Source organism: Streptomyces nitrosporeus (genome assembly GCF_008704555.1).
GTDB classification, from domain to species: domain Bacteria; phylum Actinomycetota; class Actinomycetes; order Streptomycetales; family Streptomycetaceae; genus Streptomyces; species Streptomyces nitrosporeus.
In genome coordinates, this window is sequence record NZ_CP023702.1 from 5,702,686 (window position 1) to 5,729,039 (window position 26,354).

Annotated in this window: 19 protein-coding genes and 1 pseudogene; 12 read left to right on the top strand and 8 right to left on the bottom strand. The window is 70.7% G+C overall.

Annotation, left to right across the window (positions count from 1 at the left end; translation table 11 throughout):
* Positions 1-69: 69 nt before the first annotated feature.
* Entirely contained in the window at positions 70-3,213 is a 3,144-nt protein-coding gene (locus tag CP967_RS25160; RefSeq protein ID WP_150490157.1) for an efflux RND transporter permease subunit, read from the top strand.
* Between the two features lie 64 nt (positions 3,214-3,277).
* Here CP967_RS25160 and CP967_RS25165 read toward each other — a convergent pair.
* A pseudogene (locus tag CP967_RS25165) lies at positions 3,278-3,482 on the bottom strand (DUF397 domain-containing protein).
* A gap of 147 nt (positions 3,483-3,629) precedes the next feature.
* Between CP967_RS25165 and CP967_RS25170 the strand changes: the two are divergent.
* Entirely contained in the window at positions 3,630-3,938 is a 309-nt protein-coding gene (locus CP967_RS25170) for a hypothetical protein (RefSeq protein ID WP_229888644.1), read from the top strand.
* Positions 3,939-3,965: 27 nt separating this feature from the next.
* Here the strand turns inward: CP967_RS25170 and CP967_RS25175 are convergent, their stop codons facing one another.
* The 3 genes from CP967_RS25175 to nadA all read right to left on the bottom strand — a co-directional run bounded on the left by CP967_RS25175 (position 3,966) and on the right by nadA (position 11,727).
* Positions 3,966-8,999: a tetratricopeptide repeat protein gene (locus tag CP967_RS25175; protein ID WP_229888645.1), complete on the bottom strand. Its 5,034-nt coding sequence runs from the start codon at positions 8,997-8,999 to the stop codon at positions 3,966-3,968.
* Positions 8,989-10,407 (bottom strand): esterase/lipase family protein, encoded by a 1,419-nt coding sequence (locus CP967_RS25180; protein WP_150490158.1) that lies wholly within the window; start codon positions 10,405-10,407, stop codon positions 8,989-8,991. The genes CP967_RS25175 and CP967_RS25180 overlap by 11 nt, the downstream gene beginning before the upstream one ends.
* Positions 10,408-10,527: 120 nt before the next feature.
* Complete coding sequence (nadA, locus tag CP967_RS25185; protein WP_167535441.1) at positions 10,528-11,727, bottom strand: quinolinate synthase NadA; 1,200 nt, start codon at positions 11,725-11,727, stop codon at positions 10,528-10,530.
* Between the two features lie 262 nt (positions 11,728-11,989).
* Here nadA and CP967_RS25190 point away from each other — a divergent pair, with 262 nt between their 5' ends.
* Positions 11,990-12,346: an iron-sulfur cluster assembly accessory protein gene (locus CP967_RS25190; protein WP_018103583.1), complete on the top strand. Its 357-nt coding sequence runs from the start codon at positions 11,990-11,992 to the stop codon at positions 12,344-12,346.
* 72 nt (positions 12,347-12,418) lie between these two features.
* On the opposite strand, the gene CP967_RS25195 is transcribed toward CP967_RS25190, so the two are convergent.
* Entirely contained in the window at positions 12,419-13,855 is a 1,437-nt protein-coding gene (locus CP967_RS25195; RefSeq protein ID WP_150490160.1) for a hypothetical protein, read from the bottom strand.
* 123 nt (positions 13,856-13,978) lie between these two features.
* Complete coding sequence (locus tag CP967_RS25200; protein ID WP_150490161.1) at positions 13,979-14,176, bottom strand: hypothetical protein; 198 nt, start codon at positions 14,174-14,176, stop codon at positions 13,979-13,981.
* A gap of 158 nt (positions 14,177-14,334) precedes the next feature.
* Between CP967_RS25200 and CP967_RS25205 the strand changes: the two genes are divergently transcribed.
* Positions 14,335-15,309 carry a carbohydrate kinase family protein gene (locus tag CP967_RS25205; protein ID WP_150490162.1) on the top strand — a complete coding sequence of 325 codons (975 nt, stop codon included), beginning with the start codon at positions 14,335-14,337 and terminating at the stop codon, positions 15,307-15,309.
* An 18-nt stretch (positions 15,310-15,327) separates the two neighbouring features.
* Here the strand turns inward: CP967_RS25205 and CP967_RS25210 are convergent, their stop codons facing one another.
* Complete coding sequence (locus CP967_RS25210; RefSeq protein WP_150490163.1) at positions 15,328-16,710, bottom strand: cysteine desulfurase/sulfurtransferase TusA family protein; 1,383 nt, start codon at positions 16,708-16,710, stop codon at positions 15,328-15,330.
* A 274-nt stretch (positions 16,711-16,984) separates the two neighbouring features.
* Here CP967_RS25210 and ctaC point away from each other — a divergent pair, with 274 nt between their 5' ends.
* The 4 genes from ctaC (at position 16,985) to CP967_RS25230 (ending at position 21,447) form a co-directional block, all read left to right on the top strand.
* Positions 16,985-17,953, top strand: coding sequence for an aa3-type cytochrome oxidase subunit II (ctaC, locus tag CP967_RS25215; protein ID WP_150490164.1), 969 nt, complete (start codon positions 16,985-16,987; stop codon positions 17,951-17,953).
* Positions 17,950-19,686, top strand: a complete 1,737-nt coding sequence (gene ctaD / locus CP967_RS25220; protein WP_150490165.1) for an aa3-type cytochrome oxidase subunit I — start codon at positions 17,950-17,952, stop codon at positions 19,684-19,686. Before ctaC ends, ctaD begins: the two co-directional genes overlap by 4 nt.
* Complete coding sequence (locus CP967_RS25225) at positions 19,683-20,081, top strand: cytochrome c oxidase subunit 4 (protein ID WP_150490166.1); 399 nt, start codon at positions 19,683-19,685, stop codon at positions 20,079-20,081. Before ctaD ends, CP967_RS25225 begins: the two co-directional genes overlap by 4 nt.
* Before the next feature lie 112 nt (positions 20,082-20,193).
* Positions 20,194-21,447 (top strand): L,D-transpeptidase, encoded by a 1,254-nt coding sequence (locus tag CP967_RS25230; protein ID WP_150490167.1) that lies wholly within the window; start codon positions 20,194-20,196, stop codon positions 21,445-21,447.
* Between the two features lie 47 nt (positions 21,448-21,494).
* Here the strand turns inward: CP967_RS25230 and CP967_RS25235 are convergent, their stop codons facing one another.
* Positions 21,495-21,896, bottom strand: a complete 402-nt coding sequence (locus CP967_RS25235; RefSeq protein WP_150490168.1) for a DNA-binding transcriptional response regulator — start codon at positions 21,894-21,896, stop codon at positions 21,495-21,497.
* A 187-nt stretch (positions 21,897-22,083) separates the two neighbouring features.
* On the opposite strand from CP967_RS25235, the gene ctaE reads away from it, so the two are divergent.
* From ctaE to qcrB, 4 genes are read left to right on the top strand one after another with little or no spacing between them, the layout of a single operon-like run.
* On the top strand, positions 22,084-22,704 hold the full coding sequence (gene ctaE / locus CP967_RS25240; protein ID WP_150490169.1) for an aa3-type cytochrome oxidase subunit III: 621 nt from the start codon (positions 22,084-22,086) through the stop codon (positions 22,702-22,704).
* A gap of 54 nt (positions 22,705-22,758) precedes the next feature.
* Positions 22,759-23,568 carry a cytochrome bc1 complex diheme cytochrome c subunit gene (gene qcrC, locus CP967_RS25245; RefSeq protein WP_150490170.1) on the top strand — a complete coding sequence of 270 codons (810 nt, stop codon included), beginning with the start codon at positions 22,759-22,761 and terminating at the stop codon, positions 23,566-23,568.
* The gene (gene qcrA, locus CP967_RS25250; RefSeq protein WP_150490171.1) at positions 23,565-24,617 is read left to right on the top strand and encodes a cytochrome bc1 complex Rieske iron-sulfur subunit; all 1,053 of its coding nucleotides are present in this window, start codon (positions 23,565-23,567) and stop codon (positions 24,615-24,617) included. Before qcrC ends, qcrA begins: the two co-directional genes overlap by 4 nt.
* Positions 24,614-26,251, top strand: a complete 1,638-nt coding sequence (qcrB, locus tag CP967_RS25255) for a cytochrome bc1 complex cytochrome b subunit (RefSeq protein ID WP_150490172.1) — start codon at positions 24,614-24,616, stop codon at positions 26,249-26,251. Before qcrA ends, qcrB begins: the two co-directional genes overlap by 4 nt.
* Positions 26,252-26,354 lie beyond the last annotated feature (103 nt).

Sequence of the window (26,354 nt, forward strand, 5' to 3'; positions counted from 1 at the left end):
GCTGGCCGCGTCCCGTGCCGGCGAAGCGCCGCCCACCTGCCGCGTAAGCCACAGAAGAGAGACCCACCCATGTCCTGGCTGTCCAGATTCAGCCTCGCGCAACGGGCGCTGATCGGGCTGATCTCGATCGTCGCGCTCGTGTTCGGGGCGATCGCGATACCCCAGCTCAAGCAGCAGCTGATGCCGACCATCGAACTGCCGATGGTGTCGGTACTGGCCCCCTACCAGGGCGCTTCTCCCGACGTGGTCGAGAAGCAGGTGGTCGAGCCTCTGGAGAACTCCATCAAGGCCGTCGACGGCGTCGAGGGCATCACCTCGACCGCCGGCGAGGGCAGCGCCGTCGTCATGGCGACCTTCGACTTCGGCGACGAAGGCACCAAGCAGCTCGTCGCGGACATCCAGCAGGCGGTGAACCGGGCCCGCAACCTGCTGCCCGCGGACGTCGACCCGCAGGTCATCGCCGGCTCCACGGACGACATCCCGACCGTCGTGCTGGCCGTCACCTCCGACAAGGACCAGCAGGCGCTCGCCGACCAGCTCGACCGCACGGTCGTTCCCGCGCTGGAGGACATCGAGGGCGTCGGCCAGGTCTCCGTCGACGGTGTCCGGGACCTCCAGGTCTCCGTCGTCCCCGACGACAGGAAGCTGGCCGCGGCCGGACTGAACACCGCCGCGCTCTCCCAGGCCCTGCAGGCCGGCGGCGCGACCGTACCGGGCGGCTCCTTCTCCGAGGCCGGCAAGAGCCGCACCATCCAGGTCGGCGGCTCCTTCACCTCGCTGGAGCAGATCGAGGACCTCCAGGTCTTCGCCAAGGACCCGGCGACCGGCAAGGCCGGTGAGCCGGTCCGCGTCGGCGACGTCGCCACCGTGAAGCAGGAGGCCGCCACCGCGGTCTCCCTCACCCGGACGAACGGCAAGCCGAGCCTCGCCGTCATGGCGACCATGGACCAGGACGGCAGTGCCGTCGCCATCTCCGACGCCGTCCAGGACCTGCTGCCGGACCTGCGCGAGGACCTCGGCTCGGGAGCCGAGCTGACCGTGGTCTCCGACCAGGGCCCCGCCGTCTCCGAGTCGATCTCCAGCCTCACCACCGAGGGCGCGCTCGGCCTGGTCTTCGCGGTCGTCGTGATCCTGGTCTTCCTCACCTCGATCCGCTCGACGCTGGTCACCGCGGTCTCCATCCCGCTCTCCGTCGTCCTCGCGCTGATCGTGCTCTGGACCCGCGACCTCTCGCTGAACATGCTCACGCTCGGCGCGCTGACCATCGCGATCGGCCGCGTCGTCGACGACTCGATCGTCGTCCTGGAGAACATCAAGCGGCACCTCGGATACGGCGAGGAACGCGAGTCGGCGATCATCACCGCCGTCAAGGAGGTCGCCGGCGCGATCACCGCCTCCACGCTCACCACCGTCGCGGTCTTCCTGCCCATCGGCCTGGTCGGCGGCATGGTCGGCCAGCTCTTCGGCTCGTTCTCCCTCACCGTCACCGCCGCCCTGCTGGCGTCGCTGCTGGTCTCCCTCACCGTCGTACCGGTCCTGTCGTACTGGTTCCTGCGCGCCCCCGAGGGCACCGAGGGGAACCCGGAGGAGGCACGCCGCCTGGCCGAGGAGAAGGAAGCCGCCAGCCGGCTCCAGCGGATGTACCTCCCGGTGCTCCGCTTCGCCACCGGCCGCCGCGCCGCCAGCCTCGTCATCGCCCTCGTGGTGCTCTTCGGCACCTTCGGCATGGCACCGCTGCTGAAGACGACCCTCTTCGAGGAGGGCGAGCAGGAAGTCCTCACCGTCAGCCAGGAACTCGCCCCCGGCACCAGCCTGGAAGCGGCCGACGAGGCCGCGCGGAAGGTCGAGAAGGTCCTCGCCGCCGACGAGGGCGTCAAGGACTACCAGGTCACCGTCGGCTCCTCCGGCTTCATGGCGGCCTTCGGCGGGGGCACGGGAGCCAACCAGGCGACCTACCAGGTCACGCTCAAGGACGCGGCGGACTACGCGGCGGCCGAGAAGCGGATCGAGGAGGCGCTCGGCAAGCTGGACGGCATCGGTGAGACGACCCTGGCCGCCGCCGGCTCGTTCGGTTCCCAGGACCTGAGCGTCACCGTGAAGGCCGCCGACGCGGACGTCCTGAAGAAGGCGTCGGAGATGGTGCGCACCGAGGCCGCGAAGCTGGACGACGTCACCGACGTCCAGAGCGACCTGGCCCAGAGCGTTCCCCGGATCTCCGTCACGGCCAACGACAAGGCCGCGGCGGCCGGCTTCGACCAGACCGCCCTCGGCGGAGTGGTCGCGGGCGCGGTGCGCGGCACCCCGTCCGGCAAGGCGGTCATGGACGACACCGAGCGCGACATCGTCGTCAGGTCCGCGCACCCGGCCACCACCGTGGCCGAGCTGAAGGACCTGCCGCTCGGCCCCGTCACGCTCGGCGACGTCGCCGACGTGAAGCTGGTGCCAGGACCGGTCTCGATGACCAGGATCGACGGCCAGCGCGCCGCCACGATCACGGCCAAGCCGACCAGCGACGACACCGGCGCGGTCAGCATGGAGTTCCAGAAGAAGCTCGACGCCCTGGACCTCCCCGAGGGCGCCACCGCCACCCTCGGCGGCGTCACCGAGGAGCAGGAGGAGGCCACCGCGAAGCTGCTGCTCGCCATGCTGGCGGCGGTCGCGATCGTCTTCATCCTGCTGGTCGCGACCTTCCGGTCGCTGATCCAGCCGCTGATCCTGCTGGTCTCCATCCCCTTCGCCGCGACGGGGGCCCTCGGTCTCCTGCTCGTCACCGGCACCCCGATGGGCGTCCCGGCGATGATCGGCATGCTGATGCTGATCGGCATCGTGGTCACCAACGCCATCGTGCTGATCGACCTGATCAACCAGTACCGGGCCCAGGGCATGGGCGTCGTCGAAGCAGTCATGGAAGGCGGGCGCCACCGGCTGCGCCCGATCCTGATGACGGCACTGGCGACGATCTTCGCCCTGCTCCCGATGGCCCTCGGCGTCACCGGAAAGGGCGGCTTCATCTCGCAGCCGCTGGCGCTCGTGGTGATCGGCGGTCTGATCACCTCGACGCTGCTGACGCTGCTCCTGGTACCGACGCTCTACGCGATGGTCGAACTCCGCAAGGAGCGCCGCGCGAAGAAGAAGGCGGACAAGCGGGCGGCGAAGTCCGGCCCGCAGGCCACGGCGGAGACGGAGCGCACGGCGGAGCCGTCGGGCGTGTAACCGGCTCGGACACGACGACGGGCCTGTCCCACGCGAAGGCGTGGGACAGGCCCGTCGTCCGTGGTCAGGCGCCGTGCTTGAGGGAGTCGACGAAGCTGGTCCAGGCGGGAGCCCGGAGGAGGAGCGCGGGGTCGGCGGGGTTCTTGCTGTCGCGTACGGGGACGATGCCGGGGTAGCCGTCGGCGACCTCGACGCACTCGCCGCCGTTGGTGTTGCTGTAGCTGCTGGCGCGCCAGGGGGGCGGTGCTCAGCTCGGGGATGTCTCGCATGGTGTGTAAGCCTCCACAACCGGCCGGATCATGTGCGCGGCACCGCGCGGCACAGGGCGACGATGGCGGTACAAACCGTAATCACCGCGCAGCGCCCCGCGCAGCGGAACACCCGACCGGAGGACCGACGAGAGGGGCCTCGGCGACGTGGAGGGCCGCCCGCTGCGGCTGCTCCCCTGGACCAACGCCCAGGGCGCGCCCTGCTATCTCAGCACCGACGATCCGCACAGCAGGATGTCCCGGCTGGCCGACGAGGTGGAGGCGGACCTGCTGGATTCGGCGGAGTACGTACTGAAGGAAGCGCGGACCCTCCTGGCGGAACCGAAGGCGGGGGAGGGGGAGCTGAGGTTCGCGGGGGTGCGCCTCGCGGAGTCGCTGGAGGACACGCTGCGGATCGCGGCCGGCCGGGGTGTGCGGCTGGACGCGGAACTCATGCGGGAGGGCGACGGAGGATGACCGGCCGGGCGGCCGGGGCGGTGGCCGTCACGCCGCTCCGGCCAGGGTCTGGATGATCCGGGCCCACAGCGCGGAGTGCTCCGGGGCGTACCGGGCGCTGAGCGTGGCGGTCTCGGCTATCAGGCGGTTGCGGACCTCGGCCGGGGCGTCCGCGACGAGCGGGACGAGCCGCTCGGGGGCGGCCTCCCCGGCCGTGCCCGCCAGTACCAGGGCGGCCTGGGCGTGGACGGAAGAGGAGAGCGGATCGGCGTGGACGGTCTCCTCGATGACGGAGACATGGCGGAGCGCTTCGGCGTCCCCGGCGGCCACGGCGGCCCCCGTGTACTCCTGGAGGGCACCGGGATCACGGGCCAGGGCGTAGGCGGTGGCGATGTCCCGGGTGCGGGCGACATGGAGGAGCGCGGCCTGGAGGGGCGGGGCGTAGGCGGGGAGCTCGGCGTCCAGGAGGCCGGGGTCGGCACGGAGGAACCGCTCGGACTCCTCCCAGGAGGCGCACCGGCTCCAGGCGGAGAGCCGTTCGTCGACGAGGAGCGGGCGGAACGCCGCCTCCGCACCCTCGGAAGAGATCTGTTCCCGCAGTTGCAGATGCCCGGCCGCGACGCGGGGCGAGAGCAGGGTGTACTCGGTCAGGGCCACCACGGCTCCCGGGCCGCTGAGTACACCGGCGTGCTCGGCCCAGTAGGCGGATGAGGCGGCCCAGGTCGGGGTGGCCAGCCATTCCTTCACCGTGTTCATGACCTCCGGGGTGAGGGTCGCCCAGGGTGGGGCGGGCTCGCCGGTGGTGCTCTGCCATACGGAGTCGAGTACGGCGCGGTTGCGGGGGTTCTCCTGGACGTACGCGCGGATGGCGGTGTGAGCCCGCAGATCCGGCTCGCCGGTCCTGCCGGCGGACGAGCCACCGAGCAGGCCGGCGAGACGGGTGATGCCCTCTTCGGCCGGGCATTCCGGCCGGCGGAGCAGGAAGACGGCGTGCTCCAGGGCGAGAACACGGCCGGCCTCGGGCTGTACCGCGGTGAGATCCTCGGTCGCCGCGGTGTACGCCTGGAGTGCCGATGCCACGTCACCGGCGTCGGCGAGATGTCCGGCGAGACTGCTGAGGGAGACGACGAGGTCGGGGAGGAAGACGGCCGGGCGCTGTCCGGTGAGGGTGCGGTAGAGGGCCACGGCCTCCGTGGCGGGTGCGAGCGCCTCTTCCCGGTCCCCCCTCCTGACCAGGTGCGTGGCGAGGTCGTGGAGGGACATGGCGAGGCCGGGGAGGAAGGCGGCGGGACGCCCCTCGGCCAGGGAACGGTAGAGGTCAACCGCCTCCCGGGCGGGCGGGAGCGCGTGCTCACGGTCGCCTTTGCCGGACAGGTAGGCGGCGAGGGCGTTGAGGGACGCGGCGAGGTCGGAAAGAAACGTGGCGGGGCGCTGTCCGGCGAGAGTGCGGTGGAGGCCCACCGCTTCCCGGGCAGGCGCGAGTGCTCCCTCGAAGTCGTCGCTGCCGGCCAGGTGCGCGGCGAGGGCGTCGAGAGACGCGGCGAGGTCGGGGAGGAAGGCGGCGGGATGTTCCTCGGCCAGGGCGCGGCGGATGCGCACCGCTTCCCGCGCGGGCGCGAGGACGTCTTCACGCTCACCGGTCGCGGCGAGATGGTTGGCCAGGTTGTGCAGGGACATGGCGAGGTCGGGGAGGAAGGCTGCCGGATGCCGTTCCGCGAGGGCACGGTGATGGCCTACGGCCTCGCGGGAGATCGCGAGGGCCTGCGCGTGCTCACCGGCGTCACTGAGGTGGCTGGCCAGATTGGTGAGGGACTTGGCGAGGCCGGGGAGGAAGGCGGCCGGGTGCTGTCCGGCGAGGGCTCGGTAAAGGCCCACCGCCTCCCTCGCGGGCGTGAGGACGTCTTCGCCGTCGTCGGCGCCGGCCAGGTGCCTGGCGAGGTTGTGGAGGGCCATGGCGAGATCGGGGAGGAAGGCGGCGGGGTGCTGTCCGGCGAGGGTGCGGTAGAGGTCCACCGCTTCCCGCGCGGGTGCGAGCGCGCCCTCGCGGTCGCCGGTCTCCGCACGGTGGCTGGCGAGGTTGTGCAGGGACATGGCGAGGTCGGGGAGGAAGGCGGCCGGGTGCCGTTCGGCCAGAGCGCGCAGGATGCGCACCGCCTCCTGTACGAGGGCGAGCGCGCCTTCGCGGTCACCGGCGTCACCGAGGTGCCTGGCGAGGTTGTGGAGGGCCATGGCGAGGTCGGGGAGGAAGGCGGCGGGGTGCTGTCCGGCGAGGGTGCGGTAGAGGTCCACCGCCTCCCGCGCGGGGGCGAGCGCGCCCTCGCGGTCGCCGGTCTCCGCACGGTGGCCGGCGAGGTTGTTCAGGGACTTGGCGAGGTTGGGGAGGAAGGCGGCCGGGTGCTGTTCGGCCAGCGCGCGGTGCAGCACCACGGCTTCGTGCGCGGGGGCGAGCGCGCCTTCACGGTCCCCGGTGTCGGCGAGATGGCTGGCCAGCGTGCCGAGGATGCTGGCGAAGTCGGGGAGCAGGGCGGTGCGGTTCTCCTCGGCCAGCGGGCGGTAGGTCTCCACCGCTTCCCGGACGGCCGCGAGCGCGCCCTCGCGGTCGCCGGACGAGGAGAGGTGGTTGGCGAGGTTGTTGAGGGACTTGGCGAGTTCGAGGAGGAAAACGGCGGGGTGCTGTCCGGCGAGGGCGCGGTTGAGGGCCACCGCCTCCCGTGCGGTGGCCAGCGCCTCCGCGCGGTCACCCGTGTCGGCGAGACGATCGGCGAGTACGTTCAGCGCGCCCGCCAGGTCGGCCCGGTACTCCTCCGGACGCGATCCGGCGAGCCCCCGGTAGAGGGAGGCGGCCTCCCGGGAGTGGCGCAGCGCCTCGTCGCGCTCGCCTTCCCGGGACAGCACCAGCGAGAAGTGGACGAGCGCTTCGGCCAGCAGGCCGGGCGCACCCCCGGTTCCCCCGGCCGCCAGCTCGCGCAGCATCCCGATCCCGGGCTCCCCGGTCCGCACCGCGTGAAGGACCAGTCCGCGGGACAGATACGGGCCGTCCTCGCCCCCCGGACCCCGGCGCGCCGCCAGGTCCACCAGCGTCCGCGTCACCACCCGGTCCGCGTCCGCGCCGCCCGGCCCGGACCGGCGCATCAGGTGGGACACGAACTCCCGGTGGTACAGCCGGTACACCGCCCGGCCGTCCTCCGCGTCCTCCACGACGTAGCGGCCGTACGCGGACAGCAGCCAGTCCACATCGCTCCCGTCGTAGACGGCACCGCCGCCGAGCGCCCCGGCCACCGCCTCCCACACCCCGTCCGCCGGCATGCCCCGGCCCACGGACCAGGCCAGCGCGGTCAGCAGGTCCCGGGCGGCGGAGGGCAGCGCCGTGCCGTCCTCCCGGACCCGCACCGGTCCCGACCGCAGCTCGTTCTCGAACGCGGCACCGATGGAGCCGGGCAGGCCGGACAGCGGACCGCCCTCCCCGGTGCGCCCCTTCTCCCCGAGGTCCCTGAGGACCGTGCCGGTCACCAGGCGGGCGAAGAGGAAACCGCCGCCGAGCGCCGTCGCCCGCCCGGAGACCGCCGCCGCGACCTCCCGGGCCCGCGGCTCCGGGACGCCGGCCGCCGCGCACCGGAGGAAGACGTACGTGCCGATGTCCTCCCGGGTGCGGGGCTCGCGTTCGAGGTCCGCCGTGGTGACGTCCGCCCCGATCAGACGGGTCAGCGCCTGCGGAAGGGTCTCGCCCGCGTCCAGCCGGTTGCGGAAGGGCCGGTCCCGGGAACCGAGCAGGACCGGCACCGTCCGGCTCAGCGGGAAGACCAGCTCCTCGACCATGGCCTGGGCGTGCTCGGCGGACACCTCGTCCAGCCCGTCGAGCACCAGGACCGGCCGCAACGCCGACTCCCGCAGCTCGCCCCGGAAATCGTCGGCGTTACGGGGCTCGTGGAGCCCCAGGCCACGGGCCAGCTCCGCCGCCGCCTGCAACGGGGTCAGGCCGCGCAGATGGACGGCCGCGAGCGTCCGGCCGCCCCCGGACCCCGGATCGGTGTCGCCCTCGCGCAGGGCCCCCCGCTCCTCGGCCTCGGCCCGCAGCACCGGATCGAGGAGGGTGGCGACACGCCCCAGCACCGCCGACTTCCCGCACCCGGCCGGGCCGGTGACCAGGAAGAGCCCCGGCCGGTCCGTGCCCATCCACTCGGCGATCTCCCCGAGCACCCGGTCACGGCCGGTGAAGAACCACCCCTCCTCACGGTGGCCCACCCCCCGCGCGGCGAGCACCAGGTGCTCCACCAGCCCGGCCGGAGCGCCCGGCCGGTGCCGCGGGTTGGGGAAGACCGGGCGGCCGGTACCCAGCGTCGCGGGGACCGGGGTCTGCCCTTCGCCCCGCCAGCGGCCGGCCAGCGCGTCCAGCAGATCGGCGCCGCCGACGAAGGCGTTGTGACCGCTCCAGGCCGAGCGGTACCCGGTCGTCCCGGGGCCGTCCCGCAGGACCTCCGCGAACGCCGCCAGCAGCGGGCCGCTGCCGTCCGAGGTCTCGCTCCTCTGGCAACTGGCCATGATTCCGAGCCACTTGGTGCGCCCAGGAGGCATGGACACGGTCTCCCAGCGCTTCAGCGCCGTCTCCACGCTCCGCGCGACGGCGTCCCCCGCGTAACACGTGTCGATGATCACCAGTACGTGGTCGGCGCCGGTGGCCACGGCGGTGCCCACCAGCTCGTCGGCGTCGACTCCGTGCCTGGCCAGCTGCCGCCCCCGCATGAGGGGGTCGCCGCTCAGCTCCAGGTCCGGCAGCACCAGGCGCAACGCGCCGTCGGCCAGGACACCGTGCCCCGACCAGAGCACCACGGCCGGTCTCCCCGCCCCGGTGGCCAGCCACCCCTCGCACCAGGCGTCGCTCTCCTCGGAGTACCGCGCCGCCGACGGGTTGCCGCCCCCCACCTTCCGGGCCTCGTACCCCAGCCCCTCCAGCAGCCCGGCGATCTCGTCCATCTGGGCCACGGCCCCCGCCAGCCGGGGGAACCGCCGCCCGTCGGCGTACTCCTCGCACACCACGCACAGCGCGGTGCCGGCCGCCCCGGTGCCCGGGAGCTCAGAGCTCACCGTCCGCACCCCGCTCCACCACCAGCACCAGCGCGGTCATCACCACGTCCGACGCGGACCGGACGCCCACCCGCACCCGGTGCGCCCCGGGCGGGAGCCCGGCCAGCCGGGCCCGGTACCGGCCGCCGCCCAGATTGCTCATCCGGCGGGCCCGCCCGTCCTCCGGCGCGACGAAGACGGGCACCTCGTCATGGCCGGAGACATCTCCCGGGACGGTGGCCCGGATCTCGTACACCTCGCCCTCGGCGAGCTCCTCCGGGGCGTCCACCGACAGCGGTACGCCCTCGTCCCCCGAACCCCGGTGCACGGGAGGCTCCGGGGTGAGCCAGTTGTACAGCGCCTGGCGGACCGCCTTGTTGTTCTGGAGCGACCCGTGCTTCTCCCACGGGGTGTACGCGGCACGCCCCGGGCCCACGTGCGCGCTGGACAGCCGGGGGACGCGCCCGTCGCCGCCCTCGTCCGCGCCGTCGACGGTGTGCAGGGCCCTCAGGGTGCCCCCGTGGATCTCCGCCGTGGTCGGCGTCGGCTGGAGGACGCCGCTGACGGGCACGTACTCCACCGCGTGCTCCGCCCCCGCCCCGGACCCCCGCAGCGCCGCGTGGAACTCCCCGGCGTCCCGCAGCAGTTCCGCGTCGGCCCCGGGCAGGCCCGTGACCTCGCGCGCGTACCTGAGGGCGGGGTGGTCCGGGGTGCTCAGCGCCGCGTAGTCGGGGGTGAGCTGGTGCAGCGAGGGCAGGCTGCGGGCGAAGCCGGTGAGGTCGAGTCCGAGCGGGCCCGCCCCGTACCGCATGCCGTTGACCAGGTACACCAGGGCGTCCAGCGACCCCCGGTAGGGGGTGCCGAGGGTGATCACGCGCCGGGTGACCTCCGCGCCGCCGCACCGCTCGACGTACTGGCGGGTGACGAGGCCGCCCATGGAATGGCAGAGGAAGACCACCCGGGCCTCCCGCCGGTCCGCCCGGGACCCCCGCCAGCGGCCGAGCTCCTCGCTCACGGTGGCGGCCAGCCGGTCCGCGTTGTACCGGCAGGAGAGGCGCCAGTCGTACGCGAAACCGACCAGGTTGACCGGTGTGCCGGGGGCGTCGCCCGAAAGGCGCCGCCGGAGGGTGAAGTGCCGCTCCAGCCAGTCGAGCAGTCCGCTGTACCCGTCGACCAGGGCGCCGACGCCGGGCAGCGCGTGCAGATCGCGCATCAGCCCGACGGGCCGCACCCCGTCCCCCGGATGGGCGTCGCCCAGGTCCCGGGGGAGCGTGAGGCCGGTGACGGACCTGCCGAACGTACGGATGCCCCGGAGCAGGGGCGCGCCGGACAGCCCCCAGACCTCGTGGCCGCCCGCGTCCGCCAGCCGGCTGCCCAGAATGCCCGGCACGACGACCACCATGTCCTCGACCCGGCTGCGCTGTGTCATACGCCCTGTCCCCCCGTCACCGCCGCTGGAGACAGCAGGCTACTGAGCGGCGGGGACACCACGGGCCCGATGAGCCGATATCCGGCTCACCGGGCCCGTCCGGTCCGCCCGCCGCGACGCCTACGGCAGCGCCAGCATCCGCTCCAGCGCCAGCTTGGCGTACTTCTCCGTCTCCGGGTCCACCTGGATGCGGTTGACCAGGCTGCCCTCGGCCAGCGACTCCAGCGTCCACACCAGGTGCGGCAGGTCGATGCGGTTCATCGTCGAGCAGAAGCAGACCGTCTTGTCGAGGAAGACGATCTCCTTGTCCTCCGCGGCGAAACGGTTCGCCAGCCGGCGTACCAGGTTCAGCTCCGTACCGATCGCCCACTTCGAGCCGGCCGGAGCCGCCTCCAGGGCCTTGATGATGTACTCCGTGGAGCCCACGTAGTCCGCGGCCGCCACCACCTCGTGCTTGCACTCCGGGTGCACCAGCACGTTCACGCCCGGGATCCGCTCGCGCACGTCGTTCACGGACTCCACCGAGAAACGCCCGTGCACCGAGCAGTGGCCGCGCCACAGGATCATCTTCGCGTCACGCAGCTGCCCGGCGCTCAGCCCGCCGTTCGGCTTGTGCGGGTTGTAGACGACGCAGTCCTCCAGGGACATCCCCAGATCGCGGACGGCGGTGTTGCGCCCCAGGTGCTGGTCGGGCAGGAAGAGGACCTTGCCCGCCGAGGGCTCCCTCTGCTCGAAGGCCCACCCCAGCGCCCGCTCCGCGTTGGAGGAGGTGCAGATCGTGCCGCCGTGCCGGCCGGTGAAGGCCTTGATGTCGGCGGAGGAGTTCATGTACGAGACCGGGACGACCTGGTCCGCGACGCCCGCCTCGGTCAGCACGTCCCAGCACTCGGCGACCTGCTCGGCGGTGGCCATGTCGGCCATCGAGCAGCCCGCCGCGAGGTCCGGGAGCACGACCTTCTGGTCGTCACCGGTCAGGATGTCCGCGGACTCGGCCATGAAGTGCACACCGCAGAAGACGATGTACTCGGCCTCGGGCCGCGCCGCCGCGTCCCGCGCCAGCTTGAAGGAGTCGCCGGTGACGTCGGCGAACTGGATGACCTTGTCGCGCTGGTAGTGGTGTCCGAGGACGAACACCTTGTCACCCAGCTTCTCCTTCGCGGCACGGGCGCGCTCCACCAGGTCCGGGTCGGAGGGGGAGGGCAGGTCACCGGGGCATTCGACGCCGCGCTCGCTGCGCGGGTCGGCCTCGCGGCCGAGAAGCAGCAGCGCGAGGGGGGTCGGCTGGACATCCAGGGACTGGGCGGTGGTCACGACACGCACCCTTTCTTGTCATCGATACACGCGGCGAAGCCGCTCGGTGGAGCAGGGCCCGCGCCGTAGCGCCTTTTCGTCTATTTGACGTTATCTATCATAGCCGCTGCACCCACGGCTTGACGATGCCGATAGCGTCGATGTGACGCATCCCCCGCCCGGGCGGTGTGCGAGCATGAAGACACAAGTGACGCGCCCGGCCCGGAATGAATCCGCGGCTCCGGCGGTTGCACCGTCGGCAACCAGTCCGTACAACCCGGGAGAGAAGCAGATGTCCGTATCGGACGAGACCACCACCGTGAGCGACGGCATCCTCCTGTCCGACGCCGCCGCAGCCAAGGTCAAGGCCCTGCTGGAGCAGGAAGGCCGTGACGACCTCGCGCTGCGCGTCGCCGTCCAGCCCGGAGGCTGCTCCGGCCTGCGCTACCAGCTCTTCTTCGACGAGCGCTCGCTCGACGGGGACGTCGTGAAGGACTTCGACGGCGTCAAGGTCGTCACCGACCGGATGAGCGCCCCCTACCTGGGCGGTGCCTCCGTCGACTTCGTCGACACCATCGAGAAGCAGGGCTTCACGATCGACAACCCGAACGCCACCGGCTCCTGCGCCTGCGGTGACTCCTTCAGCTGAGCCGCACACCCGCGACGACGGCGGCGGCGCCCCCCACCCCGGGGAGCGCCGCCGCCGCCGTACCCCCGCGCGTCAGCCGCGCGGGATCTCCGCGCCGGTCACCGCGTCCACGACCTTCCGGCCGTCCAGCGGCGCGTCCAGGGCCACCGTGCGGGTCAGCTCCTTCGCGACGAGGATGCAGGGCCTGCCGGGCTCCCGCTCCGACTCCGTGATCCGGACCCGGACCGCGGAGGCGTCCTCCTCGGCCTCGGCCGTGTACGTGCTGCACACCCCGCCCCAGAAGGTCACGTCCAGCGTCCGGCCCTCCGCGCTGTAGGCGAGCACCCGCCGCTCCCCGGAACCGGTGTCCCCCGTGCCCGAGGTGGGCTGCGGCGCCGGGGTGCGCTCCCGCTCCAGGTGGGCGGGGTCCACCGCCACCCGCACCACCGTGCCGGCGGCACCGCCCGGCTCCTGCCGGACGGAGAAGATCCACGACGGTACGAGGACCTGCCGCCCGTCCGCGTACTGCGCGGAGAGCCCGAACACCGCCTTCTCGACCGCCACGGTGACCGCCTCACCGCCCCCGTCCGCCGGCCCGGTGCCGCAGCGGGCCGGGGGCTGTCCGCCCTCCTGGTGCGGTACTGGGGTCGCGCAGCCGCCGATACCGGTCTTCGCGCTCCGCCGGCTCTCCGCGTTCAGCTGCTCCAGCGCCTCCCCGGCACCCACCACGGGATAGTCGTCCGCCTTCTCCAGGGCCTTCAGGCTGCCGCTGCCGCCGACGACCTCGCCGTCCGGACCCACCTGGATCCCGGTCGTCCAGCCGTACGTGGGGAGCCCGCCGACCACCGGATCGGCGTTCACCACCCGTACGGAACCCATCAGCTGCCCGGCGTCCAGGGCCGCCCCCTCCTGGCCGACGGCCTCCAGCACCGGGGCGGCCGCGGCCTTCGCCTCCTCCTCGCCGACCGGGGACCCGGTGGCCGGACCGCGGTCCCGCTCGCCGCAGACGGCGCCGGGCTCGCAGGCGTCCGGCCCGCCGGAGGCGTACCGGGAGAAGGACCAGGTGCCCGGCGCCTCCTCGGACACCCGCAGCAGCGGCCCGGAGCCGTCCCCGCCGGCGCCCACCTTCCAGCTCGCACCCTCGGCGCGCGGGGTCCCCGGGAGTCCGAGGGCCTTCGCCAGGCGCGCCACCTCGTCCGCGGTGACCGGGCCCCCGGCGCGGTACACACCCGCCCTGCCGGGCCCCTCCGGCAGCTCACCCACCGCGCGGTGGACGACACGGCCGCCGCGCGGATCGGGCTCACCGGGGGCGATGCCGGGCGGGGCCGAACCGTCCGCCGCGACGTCCAGGGCCAGGGGCGAAGGGGCCGTGGCGCCGGTGCCCCCGGGGGCGGCTTTGCCCGGGGTGTGCGACGCCCAGAAGGCGACGCCGCCGCCCGCCAGCAGGACGGCCGCCGCGACCGAGGCCACCACCAGCGGTGAACGCCGCCGGGAGCCGGTCACATCGTTCTCGGGTTGCTCGGTGTCCACCGGATCTCTCCTTCGGCCGCGTCTCCTGGCCCCCCAGCGGGGACGACGGTGGGACGGGGCGAGGGAGCGTGCGGTTCCACCGCGCGGGTGCGGGGCGGTGACCGCCCCGCACCGGGGAGCGGGTCAGTTCCCGTAATCGGACATGGCGTCGACCATCCGTGCCGAGGAGGGCGGGACGGTCACTCCGTGGATACGGGACGGCGCCACCGGCTCGGAGCCGGCCTTCGCGGGTACGACCCAGTGCGGTGCCATCCGTGCGCAGTCACCGCGCAGTTCGGCCAGGTTCAATTCGGACTCACGCGGAGCGATGTTGTTCGACATGCCCGCACCGTATGCACGACAGCACTCGACTGGTAAGCCCTACTATCGGGTAGTTTTCACCTTTTCCTGTGCATGGCGCCACCGGGTAGCGTGAACTGTCATGCCGTCCCGGAGGGCGCCCCGCGCCCCCCTCCTTCTCCCGCAGGAGCATCCTCCCCGTGCGTATCGCAGTCACCGGATCCATCGCCACCGACCATCTGATGACCTTCCCCGGCCGCTTCGCCGACCAGCTCGTCGCGGACCAGCTGCACACGGTCTCGCTCTCCTTCCTGGTCGACAACCTCGACGTACGCCGCGGCGGGGTCGCCGCCAACATCGCCTTCGGTATGGGCGTCCTCGGCACCCGGCCGATCCTGGTCGGCGCCGCCGGGGCCGACTTCGACGACTACCGCGCCTGGCTCGACCGGCACGGGGTCGACACCGGTTCGGTCCGTATCTCCGAGGTCCTGCACACGGCCCGCTTCGTCTGCACCACGGACACCGACCACAACCAGATCGGCTCCTTCTACACCGGCGCGATGAGCGAGGCCAGGCTGATCGAGCTGCAGAGCGTCGCCGACCGGGTGGGCGGACTGGACCTGGTCTCCATCGGAGCCGACGACCCCGAGGCGATGCTCCGGCACACCGAGGAGTGCCGCGTCCGCTCCATCCCGTTCGCCGCGGACTTCTCGCAGCAGATCGCGCGCATGGACGGCGACGAGATCCGGATCCTGCTCGACGGCGCCACGTACCTCTTCTCCAACGAGTACGAGAAGGGGCTCATCGAGACCAAGACCGGCTGGAGCGACGAGGAGATCCTCGCCAAGGTCGGCCACCGGGTCACCACCCTCGGCGCCCGCGGGGTCCGCATCGAGCGCACCGGCCACGACCCGATCGAGGTCGCCTGCCCGGAGGAGGAGCGCAAGGCCGACCCCACCGGCGTCGGCGACGCCTTCCGGGCCGGTTTCCTCTCCGGCCTCGCCTGGGGCGTCGGCCTGGAACGCTCCGCCCAGGTCGGCTGCATGCTGGCGACCCTGGTCATCGAGACGGTCGGCACCCAGGAGTACACCCTGCGGCGCACCCACTTCATGGACCGCTTCACCAAGGCGTACGGCGACGAGGCCGCGGCAGAGGTCCGCACGCACCTCTCCTGACCCGGCGCCCCCGGGGGCTCACACCAGCCGGCGGACCACATGGGCCGAGCCCCGGTCCGCCGGCTCCTCGCCGACGTACTCCTGCTCGCGCATCTCGCACCAGGCGGGGATGTCCAGGCGGGCCGCCTCGTCGTCGGCGAGGACCGTCACCGTGCCGCCCACCGGTACCTCTCCGATCACTTTTGCGAGTTCGATCACCGGGACCGGGCAGCGCCTGCCCAGCGCGTCGACGACCAGGGGGGCCTCCCGTGCGGGAGAGGGGGACGCGGCCGCCGGGGCGCCGAGCTTCTCCCGTACCCCCGCCACCACCCCGGGCAGCACCTCCAGGAAGCGGCCGACGTCCTCCCGGGTGGTCCCGTCCGGCAGGGACACGCGGATGTTGCCCTCCGAGAGCACGCCCATCGCCTTCAGGACGTGACTCGGCGTCAGGGTGCTGCTGGTGCAGGAGGAACCGGACGAAACGGAGAAACCAGCCCGATCCAGTTCATGGAGAAGGGTCTCCCCGTCGACATAGAGACAGGAGAAGGTGACCAGGTGCGGCAACCGCCGCACCGGATCGCCCACCACCTCCACATCGGGCACCAGCCGGGGCACCTCGGCGCGGATGCGGTCCACCAGCGCGCGCAGCCGGGCGTTCTCGGCCCCGGCCTCCTCGCGCACCGCGCGCAACGAGGCCGCCGCCGCCACGATCGCCGGAAGATTCGGGAAACCGGCGGCCCGGCCCGGTCCGCGGTCACCGGCCGGACCCCGGGGTGCGAACCGCACGCCCTTGCGGACCGCGAGCAGACCGACCCCGGCGGGCCCGCCCCACTTGTGGGCACTGGCGGCCAGCAGCGACCAGCCGTCCGGCACGGGTCCCCGGCCCAGCGACTGCGCGGCGTCCACCAGGAGCGGAACGCCCGCCGCCGCGCAGAGCGCGGCCACCTCGGCCACCGGCTGCTCCGTCCCGGTCTCGTGGTTGGCGGACTGGAGGCAGGCCAGCGCGGTGTCCGGCCGCAGCGCCCGGCCGAACGCGGACGGGTCCACCGCCCCGTGCCGGTCCACCGCCACCTCGGTGGACGTCCCGCCCTCCGCCTCCAGCGCCGCGGCCGCGTGCAGCACCGACGAGTGCTCGACCGCGGACAGCGCCAGATGGCGTCCGACACGCCGACGGCCGGAAAGAGCGCCGGAGATTCCGGAGTGCACCGCCTCCGTCCCCGACGAGGTGAAGACGAGCTCGTCCGGCCGGCATCCGACGGCCTCCGCGGCGGCCTCCCGCGCGGCGGCCAGCAGCATCCCGGCCCGCCGCCCCTCCCGGTACAGCCGGGCGGGATCGGCCCACCCCTCGTCCAGCGAGGCGAGCAACGCCTGGCGGGCGACGGGGTGGAGGGGCGCGGAGGAGGCGGCGTCGAAGTAGGGCACACCGCCACGCTAGCCCGCGTGAAGGTCCCGCCCGGGCCCCGGGCCGCCGTGGCGGCGGGGAGAGGAGGCGTCAGATGGCGGCCGGAAGGCGGGATTCCACCCCTTCGGGGAGTCGGGCGGCGCGTTGGGCACCCTCCCCGCGCGACCCCAAATAGCGTCCAGTAGGGTTTGGTCCGCATAAACATCCAAACCCCTGCCCGCGTCAGGGCCGGCGACCGACCAAGCGAGACGGCCGCGCCGAACCGTGCGGGCGAGACTCTCGGGAAGGCGCTACGTGAGTCCCAACGGCTCCGACCGCTCGTCGCGGCGCCCGATGCGGCGGAAGCTGCCGCAGGTGCTGACTGCGGGCCTGATCCTGGCGACGGCCTCCGGTTGTTCATACAACTGGGAGGATTTCCCCCGCCTCGGAATGCCCACACCGGTAACGGAGGAGGCTCCCAGGATCCTCTCCCTCTGGCAGGGCTCGTGGGCGGCAGCGCTCGCCACGGGTCTCCTCGTCTGGGGGCTGATCCTGTGGAGCGTCATCTTCCACCGGCGCAGCAGGACCAAGGTGGAGGTACCTCGGCAGACCAGGTACAACATGCCCATCGAGGCGTTGTACACAGTGGTCCCCCTCATCATCGTCTCGGTGCTCTTCTACTTCACCGCGCGCGATGAGTCCAAGCTCCTCTCCCTCGAGGAGAAGCCCACCCACACCATCAACGTGGTCGGCTACCAGTGGAGCTGGGGCTTCAACTACATCGAGAACGTGGAGGGAGCCCCCTCCGCCGGCAGCGAGATCCCGAAGGAACTCGACGCCATCCCCGACAAGTACCGCAAGGACTTCCCGGCGGACGCCAACGGCGTCTACGACGTGGGCATCCCCGGTACGAGGAACCCGCAGAACGGCAACCCGGGCCCGACCCTGTGGCTGCCGAAGGGCGAGAAGGTCCGTTTCATCCTGACTTCGCGTGACGTCATCCACTCCTTCTGGGTGGTGCCGTTCCTCATGAAGCAGGACGTCATTCCGGGCCACACCAATGCTTTCGAGGTCACTCCGAGCAAGGAGGGCACCTACATGGGTAAGTGCGCCGAGCTCTGCGGCGTCGACCACTCCCGAATGCTCTTCAACGTCAAGATCGTTTCTCCGGAGCGTTACCAGCAGCACCTCAAGGAGCTGGCGGAGAAGGGTCAGACGGGCTACGTGCCGGCAGGCATCGAGCAGACGGACCCGGCCAGGAATGCGGAGACGAACAAACTGTGAGCATCCTCAACACATCCCAGGGTGCCGCGGCAGCAGACGACTCGTTCGAGGACGAGCTGCCGGTACGGCGCAAGCAGCCGGGGAGCGTCGTCATCAAGTGGATGACCACCACTGACCACAAGACGATCGGCACGCTCTACCTGGTCACCTCGTTCGCCTTCTTCTGCATCGGCGGTCTCCTGGCGCTCTTCATGCGCGCCGAGCTGGCCCGCCCCGGCACGCAGATCATGTCGAACGAGCAGTTCAACCAGGCGTTCACGATGCACGGCACGATCATGCTGCTGATGTTCGCGACGCCGCTGTTCTCCGGTTTCGCGAACTGGATCATGCCGCTGCAGATCGGCGCGCCCGACGTGGCGTTCCCGCGGCTGAACATGTTCGCCTACTGGCTGTACCTCTTCGGCTCGCTGATCGCGGTGGCCGGGTTCCTCACCCCGCAGGGCGCGGCCGACTTCGGCTGGTTCGCCTACTCCCCGCTGTCGGACGCGGTCCGCTCGCCGGGCGTCGGCGCCGACATGTGGATCATGGGTCTGGCCTTCTCCGGGTTCGGCACGATCCTCGGTTCGGTCAACTTCATCACCACGATCATCTGCATGCGCGCACCCGGCATGACGATGTTCCGTATGCCGATCTTCACGTGGAACGTCCTGCTGACCGGTGTTCTGGTCCTGCTCGCTTTCCCGGTTCTGGCCGCCGCGCTCTTCGCGCTGGAAGTCGACCGTAAATTCGGCGCACATATCTTCGACGCGTCCAACGGCGGCGCATTGCTCTGGCAACACCTCTTCTGGTTCTTCGGACACCCAGAGGTGTACATCATCGCCCTGCCGTTCTTCGGAATCGTCTCGGAGATCATTCCGGTGTTCAGCCGGAAGCCGATGTTCGGATACATCGGCCTCATCAGCGCGACGATCGCCATCGCCGGCCTTTCCGTGACGGTGTGGGCGCACCACATGTATGTGACGGGCGGGGTACTCCTCCCGTTCTTCTCCTTCATGACCTTCCTGATCGCCGTACCCACCGGGGTGAAATTCTTCAACTGGGTCGGAACGATGTGGAAGGGGTCGCTGTCCTTCGAGACACCGATGCTCTGGTCCGTCGGCTTCCTCATCACCTTCCTGTTCGGTGGTCTGACCGGCGTGATCCTGGCCTCGCCGCCGCTGGACTTCCACATCTCCGACTCGTACTTCGTGGTCGCGCACTTCCACTACGTCGTCTTCGGCACCGTGGTCTTCGCGATGTTCGCCGGGTTCCACTTCTGGTGGCCGAAGTTCACCGGCAAGATGCTGGACGAGCGCCTCGGCAAGATGACCTTCTGGACGCTGTTCATCGGCTTCCACGGCACCTTCCTCGTGCAGCACTGGCTCGGCGCCGAAGGCATGCCGCGCCGCTACGCGGACTACCTGGCCGCCGACGGATTCACCGCGCTCAACACGATCTCGACGATCTCCTCGTTCGTGCTCGGCCTGTCGATGCTTCCCTTCATGTACAACGTCTGGAAGACCGCCAAGTACGGCAAGAAGATCGAGGTCGACGACCCGTGGGGCTACGGCCGTTCGCTCGAATGGGCGACGTCCTGCCCGCCGCCGCGGCACAACTTCATCAGCCTGCCGCGCATCCGCTCGGAATCCCCGGCCTTCGACCTCCACCACCCGGAGATCACGGCGCTCGAGCAGCTCGACCACGTGTCCGAGGGTGACAAGGTCCTCGCCGGTGGCAAGGAGGACGTCAAGTGAAGATCCAGGGCAAGCTCTTCATCTGGCTGAGCGTCTTCCTCCTGATCATGGCCGTCACCTACGGTGTCTGGTCCCGGGAACCGGTGGGCACCACCGCGCTGGTCCTCTCCTTCGGACTGGCCATCATGATCGGCTTCTACCTGGCCTTCACGGCCAACCGGGTCGACGCGATGGCCCAGGACAACAAGGAAGCCGACATCGCGGACGAGGCCGGCGAGGTGGGGTTCTTCTCCCCGCACAGCTGGCAGCCGCTCTCCCTGGCCCTCGGGGGCGCGTTCCTCTTCATGGCCGTCGCCTTCGGCTGGTGGCTGGCCTACTTCTCGGCCCCCCTGCTCCTGATCGGCCTCTTCGGCTGGGTCTTCGAGTACTACCGCGGTGAGAACCGCACCCAGTAGCAGCACAGCGGCACCTTGACGGGGGTGCGGCCCGCTCGGCGACGAGCGGGCCGCACCCCCGTTTGCAGTCACTGCGCGCGCTGGATCGGATGAATCTTCTTAGCGTGGCTTCATGAACGACACGCCCCGCATCCGTACCGTCGTGAGCTGCACCGCGCTGGCCGTCACCCTGGTAGCGGGTGTGACCGCCTGCGGCGAGCCCGACGGACATCCGCTGTCCCTGAAGCCGTACGACGCCGCCGAACTGGTCTCGTTCAACGGCCCCGCCGAGGGCAGGAAGGCCGACCCCGGCAAGCCCATAGAAGTCACCGTCAAGGATGACGACGCGCGCATCACGGACGTGACGGCCGTCGATGCCGAGGGCCGTCACCTGGCGGGCGAGCTCGACGCCGACGGCAGGCGGTGGCACTCCACCACCTCACTCGCGGCCGGCACCCGGTACACCGTCAAGGTCTCCACCGAGAACGGCGACGGCGCGCCCGGCAGCCGGACGTACTCCTTCGGCACCGAAGCGGCGGAGAAGTTCCTCACGGTCTCGTTCGGGCCCCGGGCGGGCACCTACGGGGTCGGGCAGCCCGTCACGGCGGAACTCAGCGCTCCGGTCACCGAGAGGGCCGCCAGGGCCACCGTGGAGCGCGGCCTCCAGGTCCGCTCCACCCCCGCCGTCACCGGGTCCTGGCACTGGGTCGACGCCAAGACCCTGCACTACCGCCCGAAGGAGTACTGGCCCGCCGACGCCTCCATCGACGTCCGCAGCAACCTCATGGGCATAAAAGTGACCGGCGCCCTCTACGGGGCGGCGGTCAAGCCACTGAAGCTCACCACCGGTGACCGGATAGAAGCCGTCACCGACGCCGCGGAGCACACGATGACGGTCCTCCGCAACGGTGAAGTGATCAACACCATGCCGGTCACCACCGGCAAACCCGGCTTCGACACGCGCAACGGCATCAAGGTCGTGCTGGCGAAGGAGCAGTTCGTCCGGATGCGCGGGGAGAGCATCGGCATCGCGGCCGGCTCGTCGGAGTCCTACGACCTGGACGTCTACTGGGCCACCCGGGTCACCTGGAGCGGCGAATACGTCCACGCCGCCCCCTGGTCGACGGGCTCGCAGGGCAACGCCAACGTCAGCCACGGCTGCACCGGCATGAGCACCGCCGACGCCGAGTGGTTCTTCGAGACCGTACGCGAGGGCGACATCGTCAAGGTCGTCGGCAGCCAGGGCGAGACGATGACACCGTTCGACAACGGCTTCGGGGACTGGAACCTGTCCTGGGAGGAGTGGCTGGAGGGGAGCGCGCTGCACAGCGGCGCCCCGGACTCCGGTACGGACGTGGAAGCCGCCCGGCTGCGCCCGCAGGTCTGACCGGGCACAAGGCCCCCTGGGCGGCGCAACCGGGCCCTGAGAGGCCCTCAGGCTCCCACGGAGAGCCTCTGGCGCAGCAGACCGGCCAGGGCGTCGGCGAAGTCCACGGGGTCCACCGGATGCGTCACAGCGGCTTCGGCGCGGCTCCAGGTGGCCAGCCAGGCGTCCTGGGGCCGCCCGATCAGCAGCAGCACGGGCGGGCAGTCGAAGATCTCGTCCTTGATCTGCCGGCAGACGCCCATACCGCCCACCGGTGCCGTCTCCCCGTCCAGGACGCACACGTCGATCCCGCCGCGGTCCAGGGCGCTCAGCACCGCCGGCAGCGTGGCGCACTCCAGGAACCTCACCTCCGGCACGTCCGCCGCGGGCCTGCGCCCGGCAGCCAGCCTCACCTGCTCACGGGTGTTGGCGTCGTCGCTGTAGACCAGGACCGTGGCGGTCGGCTGCATTGTTCCTCCGTGACATCTGTGTCTTCGGGGCTCTCAGGGCATGAACCGATGGGCGGATCGTACTCCGCCGGACAGCCTGTCAGCACCGGTAATGACAGCGTTTCGCTGGGCTGTTCGGTGAGGACACACCCCACTGACACACCGAACAGCACCCCCCGGAGTGAGGGCGGGATAAGCGACCGACATAATGTCGGTCGTGGCGACAGCAACGACAGTAGAAACCGGGCACGCGCACCCGTCGGTCAATCGACCGAACCTCACCAGCGTCGGAACCATCATCTGGTTGAGTTCCGAGCTGATGTTCTTCGCGGCCCTCTTCGCGATGTACTTCACCCTGCGATCGGTGATGGGACCCGACCACTGGAAGGAGATGGCCCACCATCTGAACTTCCCGTTCTCGGCGACGAACACCACGATCCTGGTGCTTTCCTCTCTCACCTGCCAGCTCGGCGTTTTCGCCGCGGAGCGGGGCGATGTGAAGAAGCTCCGCGCGTGGTTCATCATCACGTTCGTGATGGGTGCGATCTTCATCGGAGGCCAGGTCCTGGAGTACACCGAGCTGGTCAAGGAGGCGGGTCTCTCGCTCTCCTCCGACCCCTACGGCTCGGTGTTCTACCTCACGACCGGCTTCCACGGTCTGCATGTGACAGGCGGTCTCATCGCCTTCCTGCTCGTCCTGGGCAGGACATACGCAGCCTCGAGGTTCACCCACGAACAGGCCACCGCCGCCATCGTCGTGTCCTACTACTGGCACTTCGTCGACGTCGTCTGGATCGGTCTGTTCGCCACGATCTACATGATCAAGTAACCGGGCTCGCACCCACCACCATCGACGCAGAAGATCCTGACACCGGGGTAATCCGTGAAAAAGCTCTCCGCACGACGACGCCATCCGCTGGCGGCGGTCGTCGTACTACTCCTCGCGCTGGCGGCTACCGGGGGGCTGTACGCCGCGTTCGCGCCTGCGGGTAAGGCGCAGGCCGACGACACCGCCCAGTCCCTCGCCATCGAAGAGGGCAAGAAGCTCTACTCCGTGGGCTGTGCCAGCTGCCACGGATCCGGCGGTCAGGGCACCACCGACGGGCCGCAGCTCGTTGGCGTCGGCTCCGCCGCCGTCGACTTCCAGGTCGGTACCGGACGTATGCCGGCCCAGCAGCCGGGCGCCCAGGTACCGAAGAAGAAGGTCATCTACACCCAGGCCCAGATCGACCAGCTCGCGGCCTACGTCGCGTCGCTGGGCGCCGGCCCGATCACGCCCACCAAGAGCCAGGTCGACCCCTCGGGCGCCGACGTGGCCAAGGGGGGCGAGCTGTTCCGCACCAACTGCGCCCAGTGCCACAACTTCACCGGCAAGGGCGGTGCGCTCACCGACGGCAAGTACGCCCCGGCGCTCGACGGCGTGAGCCCGAAGCACATCTACGAGGCCATGCAGACCGGCCCGCAGGCCATGCCCGTCTTCCCGGACAGCACCCTGCCGGAGCAGCAGAAGAAAGACATCATCGCGTACATCAAGACCGTGAACGGTGACGAAACCGCGAGCCCCGGCGGGCTCTCGCTCGGTGGCCTCGGTCCCGTCAGCGAGGGTCTCTTCGGCTGGATCTTCGGACTGGGCGGTCTGATCGCCATCGCCGTCTGGGTCGCGGCCCACACCGCTAAGGCCAAGAAGTCATGAGTAGCCAAGAGATTTCAGAAGAGGGCCTGCCCGCAGAGCAGGACACCGCGCACGGCGCGGTCACGGTCGCGGACGACCCGTTCGCCGACCCCGGGCTGCCGGCCCACAAGCCGCGCATCCAGGACATCGACGAGCGGGCCGCCAAGCGGTCCGAGCGCACGGTCGCCCTGATGTTCACGCTGTCCATGCTGGCGACGGTGGGCTTCATCGCCTCGTACGTCATCTTCCCCGTGGACAAGATCGTCTACATCTGGCCGTTCGGCCATGTGAGCGCGCTCAACTTCTCCCTGGGCCTGACCCTGGGGCTGGCGCTCTTCCTCATCGGCGCGGGGGCCGTCCACTGGGCGCGCACCCTGATGTCCGACGTGGAGGTCGCGGACGACCGGCACGCCATCGAGGCGACGCCCGAGGTCAAGGCCAAGGTCATGGCCGACTTCGCGGCGGGTGCCAAGGAGTCCGCGATCGGGCGGCGCAAGCTGATCCGGAACACCATGTTCGGCGCACTGGCCCTGGTGCCGCTGTCCGGTGTGGTGCTGCTGCGCGACCTCGGTCCGCTGCCGGAGAAGAAGCTCCGCAAGACGCTGTGGGCCGAGGGCAAGCAGCTCGTCAACATGAACACGATGGAGCCGCTGCGTCCCGAGGACGTCGTCGTCGGTTCGCTGACCTTCGCCATGCCCGAGGGCCTGGAGGAGGACGCGCACGACTTCCAGACGCAGATCGCGAAGGCCGCCCTGATGATCGTCCGCATCGAGCCGGACGACATCAAGGACAAGCAGTCGCGTGAGTGGGCCCACGAGGGCATCATCGCGTTCTCCAAGATCTGCACCCACGTCGGCTGCCCCATCAGCCTCTACGAGCAGCAGACGCACCACGTCCTCTGCCCGTGCCACCAGTCCACCTTCGACCTCTCCGACGGCGCCCGCGTCATCTTCGGCCCTGCCGGTCACCCCCTTCCGCAGCTGCGGATCGGCGTGAACAGCGAGGGCAACCTCGAGGCGCTCGGCGACTTCGCAGAGCCCGTCGGTCCTGCCTTCTGGGAGCGCGGATGAGTACTGCGACAGACACTGCGGAAAACACCCAGCGCAAGGCGCCCGCCGGTGAGCGGGTCGCCGACTGGGCGGACGGCCGGCTGGGCATCTACGGCCTGGCCAAGGCCAACATGCGCAAGATCTTCCCGGACCACTGGTCCTTCATGCTGGGCGAGATCTGCCTCTACAGCTTCATCATCATCATCCTCACGGGTGTGTACCTGACGCTGTTCTTCAACCCGAGCATGAACGAGGTCGTGTACCACGGCTCGTACGAGCCGATGCAGGGCATCCGGATGTCCGCGGCCTACGCGTCGACGCTGGACATCAGCTTCGACGTCCGCGGTGGTCTGCTGGTCCGCCAGATCCACCACTGGGCCGCGATCGTCTTCCTGGCCGGCATGTTCGTGCACATGTTCCGGGTGTTCTTCACCGGCGCGTACCGCAAGCCGCGTGAGATCAACTGGCTGTTCGGCTTCCTGCTGTTCGTCCTCGGCATGTTCACCGGGTTCACCGGCTACTCGCTCCCGGACGACCTGCTCTCCGGCACGGGTGTGCGCTTCACGCAGGGCGCCATCCTGTCGATGCCGATCGTGGGTACGTACATCTCGATGTTCCTGTTCGGCGGGGAGTTCCCGGGGACGGACATCATCTCGAGGTTCTACTCGATCCACATCCTGCTGCTGCCGGGCATCATGCTCGGGCTCGTGGTCGGCCACCTCATCCTGGTGTTCTTCCACAAGCACACGCAGTTCGCGGGTCCCGGCAAGACGAACAAGAACGTCGTCGGCATGCCGCTGCTGCCGGTCTACATGGCCAAGGCCGGGGGCTTCTTCTTCCTGGTCTTCGGCTTCATCGCGATCCTCTCCGCGATCGCCACGATCAACCCGATCTGGGCGCTCGGCCCCTACCGTCCCGACCAGGTGTCCACGGGCGCCCAGCCGGACTGGTACATGGGCTTCGCGGAAGGCTTCGTCCGTGTGATGCCGGGCTGGGAGATCAACCTCTGGGGCCACACACTGGTCCTGGGTGTGCTGATCCCGCTGGTCCTGTTCGGTGCGGTACTCGGGGCACTCGCCCTCTATCCGTTCATCGAGTCCTGGATCACCGGGGACAAGCGCGAGCACCACATCCTGGACAAGCCGCGCAACGCCCCGACGCGTACCGCGCTCGGTGTCGCCTGGGTGACGATCTACTTCGTCATGCTGATCGGCGGCGGCAACGACATCTGGGCGACCCACTTCCACCTGTCGCTCAACGCGATCAGCTGGTTCGTGCGCATCGCCTTCTTCGTCGGCCCGGTCCTGGCGTTCATCGTCACCCGGCGGATCTGCCTCGGCCTCCAGCGCCGGGACAAGGAGAAGGTGCTGCACGGGCGGGAGTCCGGCATCATCAAGCGGCTGCCGCACGGTGAGTTCGTGGAGATCCACGAGCCGCTCAGCCAGGAGCAGCTGCACACGCTCACGGCGCACGAGCAGTACAAGCCGCTCGAGATCGGCCCGACGGTCGACAAGAACGGCGTCGAGCGCAAGCCGTCGGCGCTGCAGAAGCTGCGGGCCAGGCTCAGCCGGAGCTACTACGGCGAGGGCAACCAGATCGCCAAGCCCACGGCAGAGGAGTACAAGGAGATCACCAGCGGCCACGGCCACCACTGATCCCGTCAGCTGACCGCCACAGCGGGAGCCCCGTCCATTCGCCGGACGGGGCTCTTCGCTGTCCCGGGCGCTGGATAGGGTGGGGGGCGGAACATCTTTGTCG

Bases quoted from the DNA above. Each gene is read 5' to 3' on its own strand.
- CP967_RS25160 (WP_150490157.1), top strand. From the start codon at position 70: ATGTCCTGGCTGTCCAGATTCAGCCTCGCGCAACGGGCGCTGATCGGG.
- CP967_RS25180 (WP_150490158.1), bottom strand. From the start codon at position 10,407: ATGACACAGCGCAGCCGGGTCGAGGACATGGTGGTCGTCGTGCCGGGC.
- CP967_RS25190 (WP_018103583.1), top strand. From the start codon at position 11,990: ATGTCCGTATCGGACGAGACCACCACCGTGAGCGACGGCATCCTCCTG.
- CP967_RS25200 (WP_150490161.1), bottom strand. From the start codon at position 14,176: ATGTCGAACAACATCGCTCCGCGTGAGTCCGAATTGAACCTGGCCGAA.
- CP967_RS25230 (WP_150490167.1), top strand. From the start codon at position 20,194: ATGAACGACACGCCCCGCATCCGTACCGTCGTGAGCTGCACCGCGCTG.
- CP967_RS25235 (WP_150490168.1), bottom strand. From the start codon at position 21,896: ATGCAGCCGACCGCCACGGTCCTGGTCTACAGCGACGACGCCAACACC.
- ctaE (WP_150490169.1), top strand. From the start codon at position 22,084: ATGTCGGTCGTGGCGACAGCAACGACAGTAGAAACCGGGCACGCGCAC.
- qcrA (WP_150490171.1), top strand. From the start codon at position 23,565: ATGAGTAGCCAAGAGATTTCAGAAGAGGGCCTGCCCGCAGAGCAGGAC.
- qcrB (WP_150490172.1), top strand. From the start codon at position 24,614: ATGAGTACTGCGACAGACACTGCGGAAAACACCCAGCGCAAGGCGCCC.